The sequence below is a fragment of the Loigolactobacillus backii genome (assembly GCF_001663675.1).
Lineage (GTDB): Bacteria > Bacillota > Bacilli > Lactobacillales > Lactobacillaceae > Loigolactobacillus > Loigolactobacillus backii.
Genome location: NZ_CP014873.1, coordinates 161,325 through 180,708 on the forward strand (window position 1 = coordinate 161,325; position 19,384 = coordinate 180,708).

Sequence of the window (19,384 nt, forward strand, 5' to 3'; positions counted from 1 at the left end):
ATTTCCGGCACGTTTTTTCTGAAGCTATTCAAAAATAAAACTAGCGACTACAACAAAAATAAATTTTGTCATAGTCGCTAGTTTTTTATAGAAAAATTTAGTTGGCTGTGTAGCGTTGCAGTCCTTCATAAACCAACTGAGCAACGTGTTGTTGATAGGCCGCCGAACTAATATATTGATAATCCGTGTAATCATTGATGTAGCCCATTTCCAATAAAACGGCCGGCATTTGGCTATCACGAATGACCTGAAAATTACCGTATGCCGTTCCACGATTGGTCAAACCAAGGCCACCAAGTGACTTCGATAACGCTTTGGCAAATGGCTTACTGGCCGCGTGGTAGTAATAGGCCGTGAACCCTGATGCAGTGTTTGCTACCGGGGTTGAATCAAAATGGAAGCTAATGAATAGACTTGCGCCCCGTTTATTGGCCAAAGCTGGTCGACTTGCTAGGGCAACAGTTTGATCGCTATCCCGGGTTAAAATCACCCGAGCGTAGGACGATTTCAATTGTTGTTTCAACGCCAACGCCATTTTTAAAGTGTACCTTTTTTCTTCAGTGTCATTGGTTGCTAGTGCCCCCGAGTCGCTGCCACCGTGTCCAGGGTCAATCACAATTGTTTGTTCGGCCAGCCGATTAGTCGCCGTAGTAGCATTGTAATCACTGTGAATTAGCCACGTCGGTAACCAGCCCGTTCGCCCGTGATAGCGCACCTTATCCCAACCATTTTTCTGCTGTAAATAAGTTACCGTCTTGTTCTTGGTAACCGTCACTACTGCCTTACTAGAATTTGGTGCTTGCCGCATAACTAAGGCCGGAGCAGTTACGGTGATTTTTTGCCGGTGCACAAAATGATCAATGCCTAACCAAATTAGGCCGCAGACCGCCAGCAGAATTAGCAGTCGCAGTAGCTGTAAAATATTAAAATGCTTTTTTTGTCGTTGAGCTCGTCGCAAAAATTGTCACCTTCCGTAATTGACTTAAAGCAGATTAAAGGCGTTAGGTTTCTCATTGATCGCACCCAATATTAGCCGGACTCAATTTGTAATTTAGTCATATTAGCTAATTTAGAATTCACTAGATCATTTTAATTGACCTACCTAAAACTAACCTTAAAATAACCCAAATAAATTGGGTTGACTCTACTGATTATCGATAATATAGTTTGACTAGTCACTACTTTGTTCAACTTTTAAGGAAGTCTTACGTTTGAAGCAAAATCAACCTTTAAAACTTAATTCACAAATTTCACAGCGTAAGCCGGAAAATGTCGTCCACCTTAATAATCGCTGTCCTTTTTGTGACACCAATAGCTTAACTAATATTTTGGCCAGTGACAATGACCTTATTTGGTTAGAAAATAAATATCGCACATTAGAGAATACTTGGCAAACGGTCATCATTGAATCAGGTAATCACTTCGGCGATATTTCCAATTATTCCCAGGCACACAACCATAAATTATTTGCCTTTATCCTTGCGTGTTGGCAAAAGGCGGAGCAAAATGAAAAATTTAAAAGTATTTTACTCTTTAAGAATCACGGTCCGCTATCTGGTGGTAGTCTAAGCCACCCTCATTTACAATTAGTTGGTCTTGAGCAACAAGATGGCTATTCCGAGATTAATTCAACCAATTTTCAGGGCACGATCATCGCCAAGAATCAATTTATTGAACTCAACATTTCCGCCCAACCAATTATGGGTTCCACTGAATTTAATTTGATCATTAACGCTACTTCGGCTCTCGATTGGCTGGCGGATTACACGCAAGTCATCACCCGCTACATCATCACCACTTATTTTCAAGGTAAATATGATAGTTACAACCTCTTCTTTTACCACCGTGCCCATCAAATTATCTGTAAGGTGGTCCCCCGTTTCATTGTTACGCCCTACTTTGCTGGCTACAAGATTGCGCAGGTGGATGATGAACACCGAAGTGATGAAATTAAGCTTGCGGTACAGGAACTGTTACGGCAACGGGGATTGCTTTGAAATTAAAAAAAGGATGGGAATGGGCCAAAGGAAGGCTACTGGATTAGCTGTAGGCAAGCATGTGAACCCAGACCTTCGGCTCACGTTCTTAGACTAATGCACAGAAATAGTAGGCAACTAGGACCTTTGTCTGAGCCTCGTTCCTAAAACTAAAAATCTCAAATCACAATTTATATAGATCTAGACCTGCAGACATCAAATAAAAGTCACTCAATACTGTCCCGTGCTTTCTCAAAATTATTTAATGAACTGAACTCATAATAAAACCCACTAAATTGAAAATCTCAATTTAGTGGGTTTTATTATGTTATTTTTTTAAAAAAGTTTTATTTTGTAGCCTGCCTTGCGAGAATATCATCAGTGATGTCCTGCAGCGTAATTTCATTCATCCGTTGAAAGGCAGATTCCTCGATATCCGCGTAGTACATATTTAGCGTGTCCTGAATATTCCCGCCAACAATACACTGTGGGTTAGTCTTGGGATCGATGTGTAACAGATCATGATCCATATTGATTGCCTGGTAGACGCTCAAAATAGAAATCTTGTTTGGCATGACATTAAGTGTCGTGGTGGCACTCCCCGGTTGGGTATTAATTAATCCCGCTTTCCTTAAATCTGACATTAAGTTACGGACAACACTAGCATTGGCTTCAATACTTGCGGCAATCGCTTTACTTGAAAGATCGCCATCCTTATAAATAATGAGATAAGCCAGAATATGAATTGCATCACTCAACTTGTGCGAGTACTTCATTAAATTACACCTAATTTCGACTAAGAATTTCGTTGATTGCCTTTGGTAAAGCAGTCAAATCATGCCCAAGAACAGTTTCTAAATCAGTTGAATCCTCACTCAATGAGCCATCATTAATTGGTTCCTGAAAGGAGGTGAAAAGGGCCGCGGTATTCTGATCCAAACCTGCTGCCACTAAGCCGGCCTGATATTCCGTTGCAGACACTTGCTTAACCGTAAAATCATTACCAGTGGCCTGTTTTAGGCCGTCCCCTAAGTCTGCGTAAGAACGTGCTGGACCAGCAAGTTCATAAATCTTCTTGGGATTGCTTAATGTTAACACTTTGACGGCCGCTTCCGCAAATTCACGTTCCAGTGCCCAGCCAGTCTTACCAGCCGCCCAGTATGAAGCTGGTTGATTGGCAGCACCATTCTGTAAGAAACCGACTTCGTTTTCTAGATACCAGTTATTCCGCAAAAATGAATGAGCGACACCAGTATCTTCAATTGCGCTCTCGGTAATTTTATGGTCATCGGCCAAAGCACTAGTCGAATTTTGCGCATTAGGAAAACTTGTGTAGGCAACAAATTTAACTTGAGCAGCTGCTAATGCCTTAACCACATTTTTGTGTTGATCAGCCCGCGTAACGGCGCCACCTGGTTGTGACGAAATAAAGAGAAGGCGATCCACACCCTGCAGCGCAGTTTCCATTGAAGCCTCATCATTATAGTCACCTTGCCGAATTTCAACACCTTGTGGTAGTAATTCTTTGGCCTTAGCAACATTCCGGGCAATTGCGATAACCTCACTATTATCAGTAAGTTTTAAAAGTTCCTTAACAGCGATCTGACCAAAGTTACCAGTTGTAGCAGTAATAGCATATTTCATAAATATAAACACTCCTTAGAATTTGATTGTTGTTTTATTATCAACATGTTCATAATAGCACGTGTTGTTTTAAAGTCAACAGGAATAACCAAATTTTTTTATTTAATAAATCCACCGATTAAATCTTGGATAACTAAATCTTCCCGATAATTGCTATTTTTATACCGAGAATGGGACAAGTTGAAAGGCCGCCTTGTCCTCACAACTACAATTTTTCATTAACTGCCACATTCGACAGGCCAAACGACCACCCCTTTCAGGACAAAAGAAAGAAACCGCGTTCCCTTAACCCAAGTTTGGACTAAGGGACGCAGCCTTTACACTTGTGTTACTACCCTCAATTGTACATCTTGCCAGTACACCATCTTTGATTGAATCCCCGGCAAAGTAACGCTTGCCAACGGATAATCAGCGCTAACCCATTATCAGCTTGGAGTTCATCTTCACAATTAGCTCTACTGAACTTTTCACCAATTCCGCTCGCTCTAAAAATAGATTTAATTGTTACTCTTCTCGTCATTACATAATTTTTTAATTATATTCTAATTTATGTTCCTCAATATGCATCAACCTCTAATTTAGGTCAAGGACTTTTTAAATATCTTTTTGAACGTTATTTCTCCAAAATTTATTTCATAATAAGCAAAATTTTATATACTGTAACTGCTTGACTTACAGTTTAAAAGAGCTACAATAAGTTTGTCAAATAAATCACATGGAGGAATTCAAATGGCAAAGAACTTTGATTTTTTGATGCCAAGCGTTAACTTTTTTGGCCCTGGTGTTATCGAAAAAATTGGTGATCGTGTTAACGCGCTTAACATGAAAAAGCCTTTAATTATAACGGATAAGTTTCTAGAGCACGCTGAAAATGGGCCAGTTGTTCAGACCCTTGATTCATTAAATAAGGCCAACGTAAACTACACTATTTATGATGGTGTTGAACCTAATCCAAAGATTCACAATATTAAGGCCGCTAAGAAACTATTTCAAGAAAATGATTGCGATAGTATCATTACAATTGGTGGTGGCTCGGCCCACGATACCGGCAAAGGTGCTGGTATCATTCTGACGAACGGTGATGACATTACTAAGTTAGCTGGTATTGAAACGTTGAAGAACGCTCTACCGCCATTGATCGCAGTAAATACAACTGCCGGTACTGGTTCCGAATTGACCCGCCACTGTGTTATCACTAATCAAGAAACACATTTGAAATTTGTCATCGTTTCGTGGCGTAATGTTCCGTTGGTTTCGTTTAATGATCCAATGCTTCAATTGAATGTGCCGGCCTCATTGACTGCCGCAACTGGAATGGATGCTTTTGTCCAGGCTATTGAACCGTTCGTTTCAACCAACCACAATGCAATTACTGATGGTTTGTGCCTACAAGCTATTAAATTAATTGAGGGCAGTTTACGTGAAGCTGTCGCAAATGGGCATAACGTCAAGGCACGAACTGACATGGTACAGGCAGAAATGTTGGCTGGTATGGCCTTCAATAACGCTGACCTTGGTTACGTACACGCAATGGCACATCAATTAGGCGGCCAATATGACGCGCCCCACGGTGTCTGCTGTGCACTACTTCTCCCAACTGTTGAAAAATACAATATTGTTGCTTGTCCAGAACGCTTTGCCGAATTAGCCAAAGCAATGGGAGAAAATACAACTGGCCTTTCAACTCGCGACGCGGCCGAGCTTTCCATCAAGGCTATGCGGCAAATGTCTCAGGATGTCGGTATTCCAAGCAGCATCAAGGCCATTGGTGCTAAGCCAGCGGACTTCGAACTTATGGCGACGAATGCCCTGAAAGATGGCAATGCCTTTTCAAATCCACGCAAAGGCACCAAAGACGATATCGTTAAATTATTCCAAGAAGCCTACAATCAAAAGTAAGCTCAATGTTAATGACCAAATAAAGCGTAGTTATGGCAAGAGTGAAATCTGGCATAACTACGCTTTATTTTTTAAGTAGCTCAGAATAACTGCGCCTAAATTTCAAACAAGCAGTTGACCTTTGATCACCGTTCCATTAGAATGATTAAAAAATAATGAGAGATGATTAGATGTCAGTTGAAAGTGTTCGCAGATACCTTAACCAGTTTGGGGCCAGCAATCGAATCATTGAATTACAGGAATCTAGTGCAACCGTGGCACTGGCCGCTCACGCCTTACATACTCAGCCAGAACGAATTGCTAAATCTTTAACTTTTTTAGTTTCGAAACGGCCAATTCTCATTGTACTGGCTGGTGACGCCCGGATTGCCAACCCAAAATTTAAGCGTCAATTTCAGGTTAAGGCCCACATGTTACCGCGAGATCAAGTAGAAGGCCTAATTGGTCAACCAGTTGGCGGCGTTTGTCCTTTTGCCCTCAAGGCGGGCGTGGCCGTTTACCTTGATCAATCATTACGCCAATTCACCAGTGTCTTTCCGGCGGCCGGGAGTCCAAATAGTGCCATTGAAGTAACCCTGCCTGAATTAGAACAATATTCCCACGCACTTGGCTGGGTAGATATCGCCAAAGAACCAGCAGCGTAACGCACTCCAAGAAAAAAGGCATCGGCTAAAAATTAAATTTCACCTTACGCCTGAACCCAATCACTAAATTAATTTCAATAAATCACTAGGTTGTTTTAGCTGGTATTCCGCCGCTTTTAAACGTTCTGGTTGCGTGGCTCCCCACAGTGCCGCGCCACTTTTAGCCTTTGCGGCCTGAGCAGCCTGAACATCGAATTCACTATCACCAATATAAATAGTTTCCGCGGGTTTGGCAGCAATCTTTGTCATCCCTTTTTCAATTGGATCAGGATATGGTTTATGGCGGGTGGTTTCCTCACAGGTTACGGCCGCATCAAAATACTTTAAAATTGCAAACTTGCCACCTAAATGACTGCTTAATTCTTCTTTAGATTTTGAAGTTGCAATCACTAATTTAATTCCAGGCGTTGCCGCCAATTTGGCCAAAACTTGCTCTATTTCTGGATATAATTTGATTTTGGCAGTATTTTGGGCAGATAATTTTGCCCACTGATCGTAAATCGGTTGCCGATCCTGCTCGCTAACGCCAATTAACGGCAAGGCCTCCCAACCGTTCATTCCAAAATAATCAGTCAGCCCCGCATAGTCGCGCTGGTAACCATAATCCGCCAGCGTTGCCCTTAAGGCTGGAATATACATATCAATGGTATCAATCAAAGTCCCATCTACGTCAAAAATAAAATTTTTCATTAACTTACTCCATTCCATCTTGGTTTGTACTATCAGCATAGCATAACCAGCTGACGGAATGGAATCGTTTTCTAGGGTACATTTAAATTTTTGAACAACCTAAGTTAATTTCGTTACCGAATACTTATAAAATGGCCTCAAACCACAATCTTGCTTAGGTCATATTTGAAAAATACTTTTATTAGTGTTTGCCTGACCAAACACACCCGCTATAATTTCGAAATTAATTTAATTGCTTCCTGAAGTGCGGCATCGTTTTTGTCGTCGATTTTTTCGGTTAAATTCTCCGTGACTACTAAATTCATGATTCGTTTCACGCTTGATTCTACGGCCGCTAACTGCGTCATAATATCACCACAATCACGCTGCTGTTCAACCATTTTTTGAATACCTCTTAATTGTCCTTCTGCTCGCTTAAGTCGATTAAGAATTTTCGGATCACTCATTTTTTGCTTTCCTCCTATAGTTTCAGTATTTCAACTTAAGAAACTTTTTTAATGGTTCTTAACTAATTCAGCCACCTGTTGTCGTAAATAATCAATTAATTTATTCGCGTTTTCGCGAAAATTTGCTTCAAAAGTATCGCTGGGTGTTTTAATAATGCCGATAACTTCATCAGCCGATAAAATAACAATTTCATAATTAGCCACTTGCCATTTTGCCGTCCAATACGGTCCCTCTAGCGCCTCATCTAAATGGAATTGGCTAATTGCTAGAATACTGTCTTGAATAACTGAGCTTTCACTTTTAGATTCACCTGCGCCTTGGTACCACTGCAATTTCTCCGCAACCTCGGCCATGTTCATGGGAATAAGATCATACATTTTGCCACCTCCATTGTTAATCGACCGCATACAGCCAAAAAGCCTGATTATTTACTTTGATAATCAGGCCTTTAATCAACATAACATATTTATTTAGGGAGTGTTTAAAAAAGCATTCAGGTTCTACTGCGCAATTACGAATTATTATTAGCTTCCCTGCCGCTGTCGCTTGGCCTAAGATAGCTTTAGAAAGATTCCTGCATCCAACAGATCTTGAACAAACTGTGGCGCGGTCTCCGTCCGATTCCAATCACGCTGTAATTCACAGGCCAATTGGGCATTACTAGTTGGCTGGGCGCCAGCACTTTCAATTCGGCGTAACGCCGCCTCATGGGCAACAAGTGACGTTCCACCAATTGAATCAACCACTGGGAAAACAGCGTAACCTTCTCGTAGGGCATCTAACGTTGGAAAAGTGAGGCAGGCCTCCGTCCAAAGTGCCGCAATAATTAATTTTTTTCGGCCAGTTGCTTTAACCGCAGCGTTGAACTCTTGATCCTCCCACGCATTAATTGTCGTCCGATCATAGGACTTTACACCAGGTAATAGTTCTTTAATCCGGGGAATTGTCTCCTTATTCCGCCCCGTTTGCACGTTGACCGTCGATAAAATAACGGGAATTTTATACGTTTGAATAATTTTTACGGTACTAATAATATTTTCAATTAATTGCGCACGTTGCATCGAGTTGATTGAATTAATTTGCGTTGGTTGATAATCAATTAATAAAAAGGCGGCATTTTCTGGCGTCAATAATTCATCTGCTAATGGATCCCTTCTCTGTTCACTAGTCATGATTGATAACTCCTTTTTAAATTAACTTAACCTTGCAGTTGCTTAATTTGTTCCAACTTACCCAACAACTCATCCTTCGCCTGACGATAAGCGGATAACTGTCCAGCATATTTCTCGTTAAACGCCGCGGGACCATTGGCCGCAAATTCATAATCAAATTTATAAACTTGGTCGTAGGCCGCCGTAAAGGCCACCAATAACGGGTGCTGATCACCAGCAAGCTGCAACGCCATTTGAATTACCCGAAAGTCAGTGTAAGCAAGCTCAAATTGAACCGCAAATGCCCGGATAAATGGGTGTTGTGCTTCAATGTGGGCGTAGTGATGTTCTACTGTCCAACTTAGCCGATTAATTGAATCAATTACATCTAACATGGTAGGCCCCCTTTAAAGTGTTTGAAAAAACGCGTGGATTCTACTCCGCAATTGCGAATTATTACTAGCTTCGCTGACGATGTCGATCGGACTAAGATGGCCCGAAGTCCGAATCGCAGCCTAACTCCTAATAATCCGGATACTTCTGCAACTGCTACTCCCGCAACTCTAGCGTATCAGTTTTTAGCAGCCTAAGAAATCGGTTTCATTATACGACAACCAACTAGCTTTAGAATAGTATTTTGCCTCGGTATTTTTAATTTAAAATAGCCTTGATTAATCACCAAACGGGTAATTAATCAAGGCTATTATTCTGTGTTTATTCAGCGTGACCCAGCGTTTCTAAATAATTCGCAAATGATTCTTGTTCATTAATTGAGCCAGCTAATTTATGTTCATACCAATTAACTTTATCATCGAGAATTTGTAAGTTGTGCTGGATTTCAGCGTAACGCTTTAAAAAACGCTGCTGAACGTTTTGAAGTAATTCTAAGCGCTGTGGAATCGTCTGATCACCGGCTTTACGCCAAGCAACGTACTGTTTTAGTTCGCCAATTGTCATCCCGGTGCCTAACAGATGGCGCAAAAATTTGATCCAACTTAAATCCAATTTCGTATAGTAACGTAACCCGTTAGTAGTTCGCTGCGGCTGAATGAGTCCTTCTTTTTCATAAAAGCGCAAAGTTGGACTGGAAAGCCCACTCAATTGCGCAAAGTCCCCAATTCGGTAGTGCTGCTCTTGCGTTGCTGAATTATCCGCCATTGAACTTACCTCCTAGCAAAATTGTCCGACCGACTTAAAGTTACTTTAAGTATAACATGACGTGTAAAATAGAAATTGACGCTTGTCCGGCCAACGTTTTAATCAGTCCAAATTTCTTTCGCACGGTTAAACGCTGACCAAGCTTTTGGCCAACCGGCATAAAAGGCCAAGTGCGTAATTTCAGCAACAATTTCTTCTTTAGTAATGCCATTTTTCTTACCAATTCGTAAATGGGCCTCTAGTTGCTCAGTGGCACCGGCCGAAATAAGGCTGGCAATGGTAATCATTGAGCGATCGTGAAGCGATAAGGCATCTTCTTTACTCCAAACTTCGCCAAATAAAACATCGTCATTTAAAGCGGCAAATTGTGGCGCAAATTCACCTAAATTATCGCGTCCTGCTGTTTGTTTTTCTGCCATTATTTTTCAACCTCCAATTGATTATATTCTGCATCAGAAACTGGTTCCAACCACTCTGGCGTTCCAGCCGTAATCGCAATGTGCTCAAACCAGCTATCTTTCGTTGCACCGTGCCAATGTTTAACCCCATCATGAGTAACGACAACGTCACCAGGAACCAAGTGCCGTGCTGGCTTACCAGCCTCTTGATACCAGCCTTCGCCACCAGTGACTAACAAGAGTTGGAAACCATCGTGATGAATATGCCAATTATTGCGGCACCCAGGTTCAAAAGTAACGTTGCCAACATTGACGTTAACTACTGGATCATTAACTAGACCTTGCAAATAGCTTTGGCCAATAAAATATTTTTGGAAGGCCTCATTTTTAGCACCGACCGGGAAAATTACACCATTTTTAACTGCTTCATTTTTTGTCATAACTAAACTCCTTTTAGCTTATCTTAACTATACATATGTTTAAACAGCCAGAATGCAAACACCGTTTTAACACTCTACGCCTGTTTCGTTGGGTAAATTGTAAATTCGTTTACATTAACTTCTTCTGGTTGATCAATTGCAAAGTTAACCACCCGGGCAATCGCAATCGGATCAATCCCAACTGCCTTATAAAATTGATCCATGTCCTTCTTGGCAGTTTTATCAGTAATGGTACGCAATAATTCCGTGTTAATCGCGGCCGGATAAAGACTTACCGTTCGAATATTGGTTCCTTCACTAGCACTTTCAGTTCGAATTACTTCCATTAGATTACGAACGGCAAACTTAGTTGCGCCATAAACGCCGGCGCCAGGAAAACTTTTTATCCCGGCAACTGAAGATGTCGTGATAATTTGCCCCGATTTTTGTTTCGTAAAATCTGGCATAACGGCCGCAACTCCGTTTAAAACACCCTTTAAATTAATATCAATCATGTCGTTCCATTCTTTGGTATGCAGCGCACTAATGGGCGAAGTCGGCATGATACCAGCGTTATTGAAAATAACATCAATGCCTCCAAATTCAGTTTTGGCCAAATCAACTAAGGCCTGAACTTGTTCTGGTTTAGTTACGTCGGTCACACTGTAAGTTGCTTGACCGCCAGCTTCCTGAATGGTTTTAACAATCTCCTGCAGCCGATTTTCCCGCCGTGCTCCCAGCACGACCCTGGCACCATTTTGCGCCAATAATTTTGCGGTAGCTTCACCAATCCCTGAGGAGGCCCCGGTGATCACAACTACCTTATTTTTAACTGTCATTTCAGCACTTTACAGCTTTTTAAAAAAATTTGGATATAAAAAGGCACGAATGCCTATTCTTTGCTAAAATGAGTTCGACAAAAAACCATTTAGAAAGAAGGATTCGTGTTGAACTCATTTTATCAAAAATCATCACTTTTAACCACCCTCCACGCCTATTTTTTTGATTTAAAAGCGGCTGGCTTGTCTAAGCCAATGGGCCTTAACTATTTTTGGTTGTGTCTAGCGTTGTTAGTGATCGGTGACCGCCACTCGATCCGCCACTTATTTGAACAATTTCTGGGCCGGGTGACGAAGCATTCTTTGAACACGTTTTATCGGGCTTTGGCAGTGATCGGTGACCACTTGCCACAGTTAGAAGTGCGCAACTTGACGTATTTACTGACCTTGATTCCCACTACTTGTCAGGACTTGCCCTTATTATTGGTTCTGGATGACACGGTCCAACCCAAGTTCGGCCACAAATTTACCGGCGTCAAATATCTATTCGATCACGCCGCACATACGGGTAAGCGGCTCGTCAATGCCCATGATTTCGTTACTTTAGGTCTGATGATCCCAACACAGCGGGACCAAGATGACCAGCCAGTTTATACGTTCTTGCCGTTAGCCACGCACCTTTATCAGGCGGAACAGGCGACCAAATACCAGCAAGCGGCGCAAATGATCAAGACGACTTTGAAATCGATCGCCAGCGACCAACAAGTGTTCCTACTGTGTGACAGTTGGTATCCCAAAGCTGAGATCAACCAACTGGTCATGACGCAACCTAATCTAGCTATGATCGCCAATGTGCGTAAAGATACCGCCATGTTTGGCTTACCCAAACGCACCGGTAAGCGCGGCCGGCCGCGGAAATATGGTGACCAGATCCATTTGGGAAATATTGCATTAAATCTTTGTTCGGCCGGAGATCAGATCGGTATAGTGCGGTGTCTGACACGCTTGATGCCCCAGCCAGTTTACATGATCCGCGTACAACGCAAGACGACTTGTCGTCTGTTCATGGCGACGAGCGCGCCCGAAGAATTAGCGGCGATCACAACCGAAACCCTAGCCGTTGATCCGACCCAGCTCACCTATCGGACGCCGGAGACCAGCGCCCCTGCGCCAGCGCTACGAGCGTTGGCCTACTATCAAAAACGTTGGGCGATCGAGACCTATTTTTATGAAATGAAAACATTCTGGCACTTCGGTGATTACGCCGTGCGTTCAGTAGGCAAGATCGAAGCCGATCATCATTTATTGAATACGGCGTACACCTTGATGATCGTTTTACCATTGACCCAGCCTAGACTAGCTTTTTTGGCAACCAAAAGTTTGCGCGAACGCAAACTCTGGTTAAGTCGGCAAATTCAAGCGGCGCTGTTTTTGGCTAGTTTAGCGCGGCAAGTGCAAAGGCGGTTAAAAACAACACCGGCCAAAGTGGTGATTCAGTGGTTGGCTTCTTGTTGGTCGGGGGTCAGTGAAAAGCTGTAAAGTGCTGCTGTCATTTAAAAAACTCCTTTATTTGTTTTTTATAATCTTTTTTGATTCAAACCGTAATTTATCTCAGTTTGCCCAACAACATTAGCGTGGCCTGTAGTATCTGGCCGTTATTAGTGTAAATTATTTTTAAAATCCACTTCCAATTAACTTCATTCAACCATTTTGAATGAAAACTTTAATCATTTGTTTCACTTAAAATATGATTGCCACGCTGCACTAGTACATTGGTCGATCGCCATCGGTTCCTGGTTGATCAATACCTAAACTACTATAACTATGTTTTTCTGGTTGCTTCACAATTCTAACAATTAGGTCAGCGATACTCTTTCGCGAAATAATCGTTCCTTTAAATGGTGTGCCTTTTTCGGTTAATTCATAATTAATCACATCATCATTGGACATGTAAGCCGCCCGAATTAAGGTGTAGTTCAGGGAGGATTGCTCGATGATTGCGGCGGCACGACGGGTATCATCCATTATCGGCGCGCCAATTGACTCCTCAACCCAGCGGCCAAATTCGCCGGGGACTTCATGGTACAAGCCTAAACCAGTCACGTAAATTAAGCGTTTAACACCAGTTTGGGTCATCGCCGTCACAATACTTTTTGCCATTGGTTCAAACTGACCACCTAAATTGGCGTAAACAATATCTTGGTTGGCCATTGCCTGTGTTAATTTTGCAGTATCGTTAACGTCACCCTCAATTAACGTTTCTCGTTTTGAATCAAACTCCTGCATACGTTTGGCGTTACGTAAATAAAGCGTTAATTGCGCGTCGGTTTCTGCCAATAGCCGCTGCCGAACCAACCGCGCAATCTGCCCGTGGGCGCCTAAAATTAAAATCTTCTGCATTACCTGACTTCCTTTCCTCAATAACTTTCATAAAGTAACTTACACCTTAAAGTGCACTTTAAGTCAACAATAAAATTAAATTAATTTTATTGATTGGTCATTCGTTTCAAAATCAACTGTGCCGATGATCGCTACCTTGATCAGTACAAACTTGTTTTTTATGTACGTTTGTCACCTCAAATAAGAGCCACGGACAATCGTAATGTCCTGCGGAACAAACTCAATTACGATTCACGGCCAAAAGAAATAGTGCTGGTTTAGTTTAATCCACTAATTGTGCTTAATCGTAGCCGCCTGCGATTGACTGTTAGGCATTCCGCGTTAAGGTCGCCATTGCTGCTAGGTATGACTTAGTGCAACGTCACTAGTTTAGTAAGCACATTTTGCCGCAGCATTGTATTTGGATTTAACCCTAATTCACCATTCGGTACCGCGCAGCCTAATCGCGCGTAGTAATCACGCCAAAATGGTAAAATGGCCTGCCGTTCCTGATCCATAAAATTCATTGGTTCTAACTTAAAAAGCTGCTGCCCTTTAAAAGCATAGTAAATAAAATCAGCACAATAATAACCGTCTGCAGTTGGTACATAGCTCGCGTTATAAGGTTGGTTCAGCAGCTTTTTGGCCTGTTTAATAACTAAATTTTGATCAACCGGCTGTTTAGCACGATACAAATCAATTTTGGCGTAGTGCCGTTTTTGAAACTCCGCGTAGATTTCACGAATGCTGCCGGTTGTTGGCAAAGTATGGAGCACAAAAATTTCATTAGCGGCAGTCACTTCAACTAAGGCCACGTGGTCATACGCTGAACTGTCGGCGTTATCCCTAGTACTGTCAACAATTGCCGTAGAAAATTTGTCCGGCCGACTTTGAATCAATAGAAGATCAGCACTTTTTAACATATCTGCCACTTCACTTTCAAATTTTTAATTATTTAATCCTAGTGCATCGTAGCGATCCTCTTTAAAACTACTAGCTAGTTTTAAGAACGCAAAAACTTAACTGGAACAAGAAAAAACAGATTAGATTCCATTCCGGGGCGCGAGGGCGGAACGCGTGCGACTTAGGCTTGCCGGACCTCTGCTTAGTCCAATCGACAACGGGAAACAAGTCCTGTTTAGCAAATATGTTCTAGTAATTAATATTTGCTAAAATTAGTTGTTAAGAACGAGCGACAGTGGCGGATTGACGAGCTAACTTTTACCAGATAAAGGCAAAGAAATACGCCGTTACTACCACCATCATTTAACTTAATTATCAACTACAATAATATGTTAATAAGATAACGAACTAAAACTTGATTTTGTCAAGTTATAATTCGAATAAATTAGTAAAAACAGTTCAAATATTGTGCTATAATCTATTTATTCCTTAAATAACGAACTTTGGAGGTAACAATGGATAACCACAACGCTAATTTGGATCAACCTGAGCTTTCGGTTCCAAAAACGATTTTATTAGGCTTACAACATTTACTTGCCATGTACGCAGGCGACATTCTAATTCCGTTGTTAGTTGGCGCGGCATTGCACTTTTCACCGGCGCAAATGACCTACCTTGTTTCAACCGACATCTTCATGTGTGGCGTTGCGACACTACTTCAAATTAGGCGGACACCCTGGACGGGGATTGCGCTACCAGTAGTTCTCGGTTCTGCCGTCGAGTACCTGACGCCAATGATCAACGTTGGTAATCACCTCGGCTGGGCCTATATGTACGGTGGTATCATTTCGGCCGGTATTTTTATCTTTCTGATTAGTGGTTTGTTTGCCAACTTACGGCGCTTTTTTCCACCAGTCGTTACTGGCTCCTTAATCACTCTGATTGGCTTCACTTTAATTCCCGTTGCCTTTCAAAATTTAGGCGGCGGCGATTCAACCGCCAAAAATTTTGGTGCACCAATTAACTTGATTCTTGGCTTTACAACAGCACTTATTACTATTCTTATCAATATTTATGGCCGTGGTTTCTTGAAACGAGTTTCCGTCCTCGTTGGGATCGTGGCGGGCACTCTGTTAGCAATGTTGGCCGGCCAACTTAATTTTGCAACCGTTGGCCAGGCTCATTGGGTTCAAATACCGCACTTATTCTACTTTGCAGCACCTAAGTTTGAGTGGTCTTCAATTTTAACCATGCTCCTGGCCGCAGTTGCCTGTATGATTGAATCCACCGGCGTTTATTTCGCCTTGGCTGATATCACTAAACGTGAGTTAACTAAAGACGATCTGAAACGTGGTTACCGTTCCGAAGGGATTGCCGCTATTTTAGGCGGATTATTCAATACCTTTCCTTACTCAACTTTCTCACAGAACGTTGGGATCGTTCAACTATCCGGCATTAAAAAATTACGTCCAATTTACTATTCGGCTGTCATGTTGCTCATCATTGGCCTCATCCCTAAATTTGGAGCGATTGCAACTTTGATTCCAACCTCAGTTTTAGGTGGCTCGATGTTAGTCATGTTCGGCATGGTTGGCTCCGAAGGCATTAAAATGTTGGCAAAGGTTCCGATGACAACGGATAATTTACTGATCATGGCAATCTCAATTGGCCTAGGCCTAGGTGTTACCACCCAGCCTGCTTTATTCCAACACTTACCAGAAACTATCCAAACAATTTTAAGCAACGGTATGGTCGTTGGGAGTACTGCGGCTTTAGTCCTAAATATTTTACTTAACCACGGTAAAAATGACGAACCACAGCACGACTAATTCAAAATTAACTTAATGAAAAAACGTGTTTGCTAAGACAAGCGAAAGTTGCCTTAGCAAACACGTTTTTAATTTGTCAAAAATAATTCATTTTCCCCTGACCCTAGCGACCTTCTCGTAATTTAAACTTTCGGTACTAAAAACCGGTATAACTTTAGCGCCTGCTCTTTGGGTAATTTTTCCGGAGCCTGACTGATTTGAAAAGCGAACTTGAGAATGGCCGCGCCTAGATAATCAGCAATAAAATTACGGTTAACCTCATCAAAATCGCGTAAGATCAAAATCCGAATAATTGCACCGGACACAATTTTCTGACCACTTTTTTCAGTCCCACTCCACTGCATTAACTGCAACAAATCTAAATTAGCGTAAATCGTGTCCACAACAACGCCACTACCACTGTCATAATTCAATACTTGCAGCCCATCAATCTTCTTTTCAAATTGCGTAATCATGATTAACAATTGAATGGCGATAATATCTTGAATATTCTGGTGGTGCCGGTAAAAAGTGGCCCGGGAAACCTTGGCCGTTTGACACAATTGTTTAACCTGAATTTTTTTAAAAGCAATACCTTCAACGTAGTAATTTTTTAAGGCTTGATAGAGTTTAATCTGCGTATTATTAGCCCGCCGATCGATTTTAGGTTGTTCAACTAAATAATTTTTGGCCATGTTTTAGTATGAGACTTTATGTGCTATCTGTCTCACATTTTCCTTTCACTTTATTTTAGGACTTACTATAATGGGGCCATAACCTAGAACCTTTGAAAAAGCGTTCAGGTTAAGGCTATTTTTCCTGCATTTTTTGTCTAAGCCTGTTTTTTAAACACTCTCTATCTTACTAGGTGCTTCAATAAAATGCTAACCAAGCGTTTTAATTTGAAAGGAGCTTCACTAATGAAAATTATTACAGTTGAAGAACACTTTGAATCAGAATTAATTACCCAAAAAATCAATCAAGTGACCGGTAAAGGCGCACTACCGCCACTTTCATCAGGGATGCTGGAGTACATGAAGACCTCTTTGCCAACAGCGGAGATGATGCAGAGCATTACCGGAACCCGGTTAGATTTCATGGATCAAAACGGAATTGCCATGCAGGTTCTTTCTTACGGCAATTCTTCTCCTCAAAATTTGGCCCCAGAAATTGCAATTGACCTCTGTAAAGAAGCCAATGATAAATTGGCCAAAGAAATTCAAAAACAACCTGATCGTTTTGCGGCGTTTGCTGTTCTGCCAGTTGGTGATCCAACTGCCGCCGCCCAGGAATTAAAACGCGCTGTTGAACAACTGAATTTTAAAGGTGCCTTATTAAAGGGCAATTACCAAGGTCAGTTTTTTGACGATCCATTTTTCTTTCCAATTTTCAAAATGGCTAGTGATCTAGATGTCCCAATTTACATGCACCCTTCTTTTATCCCTAGCGAAATCAACGATCACTATTTTAAGAGTCCTAACTGGTCCGATACAGTCAACGGTATCCTTTCGTCCGCCGGCTATGGTTGGCACATGGACGTTGGGATTCAAGTCATTCGGATGATTGTTTCTGGTATTTTTGATAAACTACCAAACTTAAAACTAATTTCTGGTCACTGGGGTGAAATGGTACCGATGTTCCTGGAACGGCTAGATGACGAACTCGATGATTATTCTGGTTTAAAGGAATCATTTTCAACTTACTACCGCAACAACGTTTACCTAACCCCCAGTGGGATGTTGTTTGAACCACAATTAAAATTCATTTTAGATGAAATGGGTCCTGAGCATTTACTCTATTCAATTGATTATCCCTACAAACATCCCGCCAACAGTCAAACCTTCTTGACTGAAGGCAACTTACCTGCACAAACTAAGGAATTAATTGCTCACGGTAACGCCGAACGACTTTTGCATCTGTAAGCCTTGTTGGTGTAAAAATAGGCTATAAAATATCAAAACAATAAGCGGCCAGGAAAAAATCCTGGCCGCTTATTGTTTTCGAACGTTACTCTAGAGAGGCTGGAACAAACGTCCTAGCCTTTTATTTTTTCCGAACGCCACTCTAGAACGTGCACCAAAAATCTGAATTTACGTGCCTAACTACAGCTATTGCCGAATAAAAACAACCGCCATCGCTGATTTTTTGGCCGCTTTATAGCGGTAGTTTAGACGCTTTAACAAGTACTCTTTCTCCCAAGTAACCGAAAAGTGACTCATCAGCCAAAAATTAAATAGTTGAATCAAATTAGCTGAACCCCGAAAACCAATTTCAACCCAGGCGTCATCAGTAACCACATTGCCAACTTGGTTGAGGTACCCTCGCGAAACAGCAAGTGTTGCTCGTTTTTCTTTCAAAGCCGTTTTTAAGGTAGCATTATCAGCAATCAGCATATTTATTTCCCCCTTGGATTATTTAACTTACTCCTTAACTATTAACAATTTAGAAAGTGTTTGAAAAACTACATTTTTAAATACGTTGACATCAACTTAATCAAAGAAAGGCCAACAACAGGCTTTCCAAACACTCCTGCGGCCCTCAACTTATTTTTTCAGTAAAAGCCCAATCAATGTTGGCAATAAGTAGATAATAAATAAGATTCCAGAATACCAACGGGCCAATTTGACCTGTTTAACTAAATAACTAAAGAAATTGTAAATCAAATAAGCGAGTACGGCCGAACCGACAACGGCCAGCAAAAAGTTAGTCATTTGGTTAGGCTCCCCACCAATAATAACCATCAGTAATAGACTCAATAAACTACTAACAACGGTACTAATGCAGGTTGCTAAGTAAAGACTACGTTTCACCAACGTTTTGTCCGCTGCATCCTGATTTAGAATACTGCGCAAAATAAGGTAAATAAAATAATTAACGTAAACACCAATAAAAAGGCCTGTGGCGACTCCGATAAAGGCCCCACCGAAACTAATCCAGTGAACCAGCATCGGTGTTCCAGCTGCCGCCAACGCCTTTGGTGGGTAAATAAAGGCGGTGAAAACTGCCGCAACGCTAGCTGCAATAAAATACAGAACTACCCACATTCGCGTATCCCACGCACTAACAGATTTAACCCATTTTTTCATAAT

The 19,384-nt window shown here is 41.6% G+C and carries 24 protein-coding genes; 7 read left to right on the plus strand and 17 right to left on the minus strand.

Annotation, left to right across the window (positions count from 1 at the left end; genetic code table 11):
* Positions 1 to 97 precede the first annotated feature (97 nt).
* Positions 98 to 958 carry an N-acetylmuramoyl-L-alanine amidase gene (locus AYR53_RS00605; RefSeq protein WP_068222566.1) on the minus strand — a complete coding sequence of 287 codons (861 nt, stop codon included), beginning with the start codon at positions 956 to 958 and terminating at the stop codon, positions 98 to 100.
* Positions 959 to 1,211: 253 nt separating this feature from the next.
* Between AYR53_RS00605 and AYR53_RS00610 the strand changes: the two genes are divergently transcribed.
* Positions 1,212 to 1,997: a DUF4931 domain-containing protein gene (locus tag AYR53_RS00610; RefSeq protein WP_068222563.1), complete on the plus strand. Its 786-nt coding sequence runs from the start codon at positions 1,212 to 1,214 to the stop codon at positions 1,995 to 1,997.
* 326 nt (positions 1,998 to 2,323) lie between these two features.
* Here the strand turns inward: AYR53_RS00610 and AYR53_RS00615 are convergent, their stop codons facing one another.
* Entirely contained in the window at positions 2,324 to 2,752 is a 429-nt protein-coding gene (locus tag AYR53_RS00615) for an Rrf2 family transcriptional regulator (RefSeq protein ID WP_068222560.1), read from the minus strand.
* A gap of 10 nt (positions 2,753 to 2,762) precedes the next feature.
* Complete coding sequence (locus tag AYR53_RS00620) at positions 2,763 to 3,620, minus strand: SDR family oxidoreductase (protein ID WP_068222558.1); 858 nt, start codon at positions 3,618 to 3,620, stop codon at positions 2,763 to 2,765.
* Positions 3,621 to 4,349: 729 nt separating this feature from the next.
* On the opposite strand from AYR53_RS00620, the gene AYR53_RS00625 reads away from it, so the two are divergent.
* Entirely contained in the window at positions 4,350 to 5,519 is a 1,170-nt protein-coding gene (locus AYR53_RS00625; RefSeq protein WP_068222555.1) for an iron-containing alcohol dehydrogenase, read from the plus strand.
* A gap of 170 nt (positions 5,520 to 5,689) precedes the next feature.
* Positions 5,690 to 6,163, plus strand: a complete 474-nt coding sequence (locus AYR53_RS00630) for a YbaK/EbsC family protein (protein WP_068222552.1) — start codon at positions 5,690 to 5,692, stop codon at positions 6,161 to 6,163.
* A 63-nt stretch (positions 6,164 to 6,226) separates the two neighbouring features.
* Here AYR53_RS00630 and AYR53_RS00635 read toward each other — a convergent pair whose 3' ends face one another.
* From AYR53_RS00635 to AYR53_RS00655, 5 genes are all read right to left on the minus strand, one after another.
* Positions 6,227 to 6,853 carry an HAD family hydrolase gene (locus tag AYR53_RS00635; protein ID WP_158234208.1) on the minus strand — a complete coding sequence of 209 codons (627 nt, stop codon included), beginning with the start codon at positions 6,851 to 6,853 and terminating at the stop codon, positions 6,227 to 6,229.
* A 209-nt stretch (positions 6,854 to 7,062) separates the two neighbouring features.
* Positions 7,063 to 7,299, minus strand: a complete 237-nt coding sequence (locus AYR53_RS00640; RefSeq protein WP_068222547.1) for a metal-sensing transcriptional repressor — start codon at positions 7,297 to 7,299, stop codon at positions 7,063 to 7,065.
* 48 nt (positions 7,300 to 7,347) lie between these two features.
* Complete coding sequence (locus AYR53_RS00645; RefSeq protein ID WP_068222543.1) at positions 7,348 to 7,677, minus strand: hypothetical protein; 330 nt, start codon at positions 7,675 to 7,677, stop codon at positions 7,348 to 7,350.
* A gap of 174 nt (positions 7,678 to 7,851) precedes the next feature.
* A complete protein-coding gene (locus AYR53_RS00650; RefSeq protein WP_068222540.1) occupies positions 7,852 to 8,472 on the minus strand; it encodes a hydrolase in 621 nt (206 codons plus the stop codon).
* Positions 8,473 to 8,498: 26 nt separating this feature from the next.
* Complete coding sequence (locus AYR53_RS00655; protein WP_068222537.1) at positions 8,499 to 8,846, minus strand: hypothetical protein; 348 nt, start codon at positions 8,844 to 8,846, stop codon at positions 8,499 to 8,501.
* 51 nt (positions 8,847 to 8,897) lie between these two features.
* Between AYR53_RS00655 and AYR53_RS13450 the strand changes: the two genes are divergently transcribed.
* The gene (locus AYR53_RS13450; RefSeq protein ID WP_156519983.1) at positions 8,898 to 9,041 is read left to right on the plus strand and encodes a hypothetical protein; all 144 of its coding nucleotides are present in this window, start codon (positions 8,898 to 8,900) and stop codon (positions 9,039 to 9,041) included.
* Between the two features lie 124 nt (positions 9,042 to 9,165).
* On the opposite strand, the gene AYR53_RS00660 is transcribed toward AYR53_RS13450, so the two are convergent.
* From AYR53_RS00660 to AYR53_RS00675, 4 genes are all read right to left on the minus strand, one after another.
* The gene (locus tag AYR53_RS00660) at positions 9,166 to 9,609 is read right to left on the minus strand and encodes a MerR family transcriptional regulator (protein ID WP_068222534.1); all 444 of its coding nucleotides are present in this window, start codon (positions 9,607 to 9,609) and stop codon (positions 9,166 to 9,168) included.
* 98 nt (positions 9,610 to 9,707) lie between these two features.
* Positions 9,708 to 10,028 carry a carboxymuconolactone decarboxylase family protein gene (locus tag AYR53_RS00665; protein WP_068222531.1) on the minus strand — a complete coding sequence of 107 codons (321 nt, stop codon included), beginning with the start codon at positions 10,026 to 10,028 and terminating at the stop codon, positions 9,708 to 9,710.
* Positions 10,028 to 10,447: a cupin domain-containing protein gene (locus AYR53_RS00670; RefSeq protein WP_068222528.1), complete on the minus strand. Its 420-nt coding sequence runs from the start codon at positions 10,445 to 10,447 to the stop codon at positions 10,028 to 10,030. The genes AYR53_RS00665 and AYR53_RS00670 overlap by 1 nt, the downstream gene beginning before the upstream one ends.
* A 74-nt stretch (positions 10,448 to 10,521) precedes the next feature.
* Positions 10,522 to 11,265, minus strand: coding sequence for an SDR family oxidoreductase (locus AYR53_RS00675; RefSeq protein WP_068222524.1), 744 nt, complete (start codon positions 11,263 to 11,265; stop codon positions 10,522 to 10,524).
* Positions 11,266 to 11,370: 105 nt separating this feature from the next.
* Here AYR53_RS00675 and AYR53_RS00680 point away from each other — a divergent pair, with 105 nt between their 5' ends.
* Positions 11,371 to 12,744, plus strand: a complete 1,374-nt coding sequence (locus AYR53_RS00680) for an IS701 family transposase (RefSeq protein WP_445013439.1) — start codon at positions 11,371 to 11,373, stop codon at positions 12,742 to 12,744.
* 225 nt (positions 12,745 to 12,969) lie between these two features.
* Here AYR53_RS00680 and AYR53_RS00685 read toward each other — a convergent pair whose 3' ends face one another.
* Positions 12,970 to 13,605, minus strand: coding sequence for an NAD(P)H-binding protein (locus AYR53_RS00685; RefSeq protein ID WP_068222521.1), 636 nt, complete (start codon positions 13,603 to 13,605; stop codon positions 12,970 to 12,972).
* A 350-nt stretch (positions 13,606 to 13,955) separates the two neighbouring features.
* On the minus strand, positions 13,956 to 14,507 hold the full coding sequence (locus tag AYR53_RS00690) for a YiiX/YebB-like N1pC/P60 family cysteine hydrolase (RefSeq protein WP_068222517.1): 552 nt from the start codon (positions 14,505 to 14,507) through the stop codon (positions 13,956 to 13,958).
* Positions 14,508 to 15,002: 495 nt separating this feature from the next.
* On the opposite strand from AYR53_RS00690, the gene AYR53_RS00695 reads away from it, so the two are divergent.
* A complete protein-coding gene (locus AYR53_RS00695) occupies positions 15,003 to 16,316 on the plus strand; it encodes a nucleobase:cation symporter-2 family protein (RefSeq protein ID WP_068222515.1) in 1,314 nt (437 codons plus the stop codon).
* Between the two features lie 122 nt (positions 16,317 to 16,438).
* On the opposite strand, the gene AYR53_RS00700 is transcribed toward AYR53_RS00695, so the two are convergent.
* Entirely contained in the window at positions 16,439 to 16,990 is a 552-nt protein-coding gene (locus tag AYR53_RS00700) for a hypothetical protein (RefSeq protein ID WP_068222512.1), read from the minus strand.
* Positions 16,991 to 17,215: 225 nt separating this feature from the next.
* Here AYR53_RS00700 and AYR53_RS00705 point away from each other — a divergent pair, with 225 nt between their 5' ends.
* The gene (locus AYR53_RS00705; protein ID WP_068222509.1) at positions 17,216 to 18,217 is read left to right on the plus strand and encodes an amidohydrolase family protein; all 1,002 of its coding nucleotides are present in this window, start codon (positions 17,216 to 17,218) and stop codon (positions 18,215 to 18,217) included.
* Positions 18,218 to 18,403: 186 nt separating this feature from the next.
* Here AYR53_RS00705 and AYR53_RS00710 read toward each other — a convergent pair whose 3' ends face one another.
* Together AYR53_RS00710 and AYR53_RS00715 are read right to left on the minus strand one after the other, a co-directional pair.
* Positions 18,404 to 18,688, minus strand: a complete 285-nt coding sequence (locus tag AYR53_RS00710) for a hypothetical protein (RefSeq protein ID WP_068222506.1) — start codon at positions 18,686 to 18,688, stop codon at positions 18,404 to 18,406.
* A gap of 150 nt (positions 18,689 to 18,838) precedes the next feature.
* Entirely contained in the window at positions 18,839 to 19,381 is a 543-nt protein-coding gene (locus AYR53_RS00715; protein WP_068222503.1) for a hypothetical protein, read from the minus strand.
* Between the last annotated feature and the right edge of the window lie 3 nt (positions 19,382 to 19,384).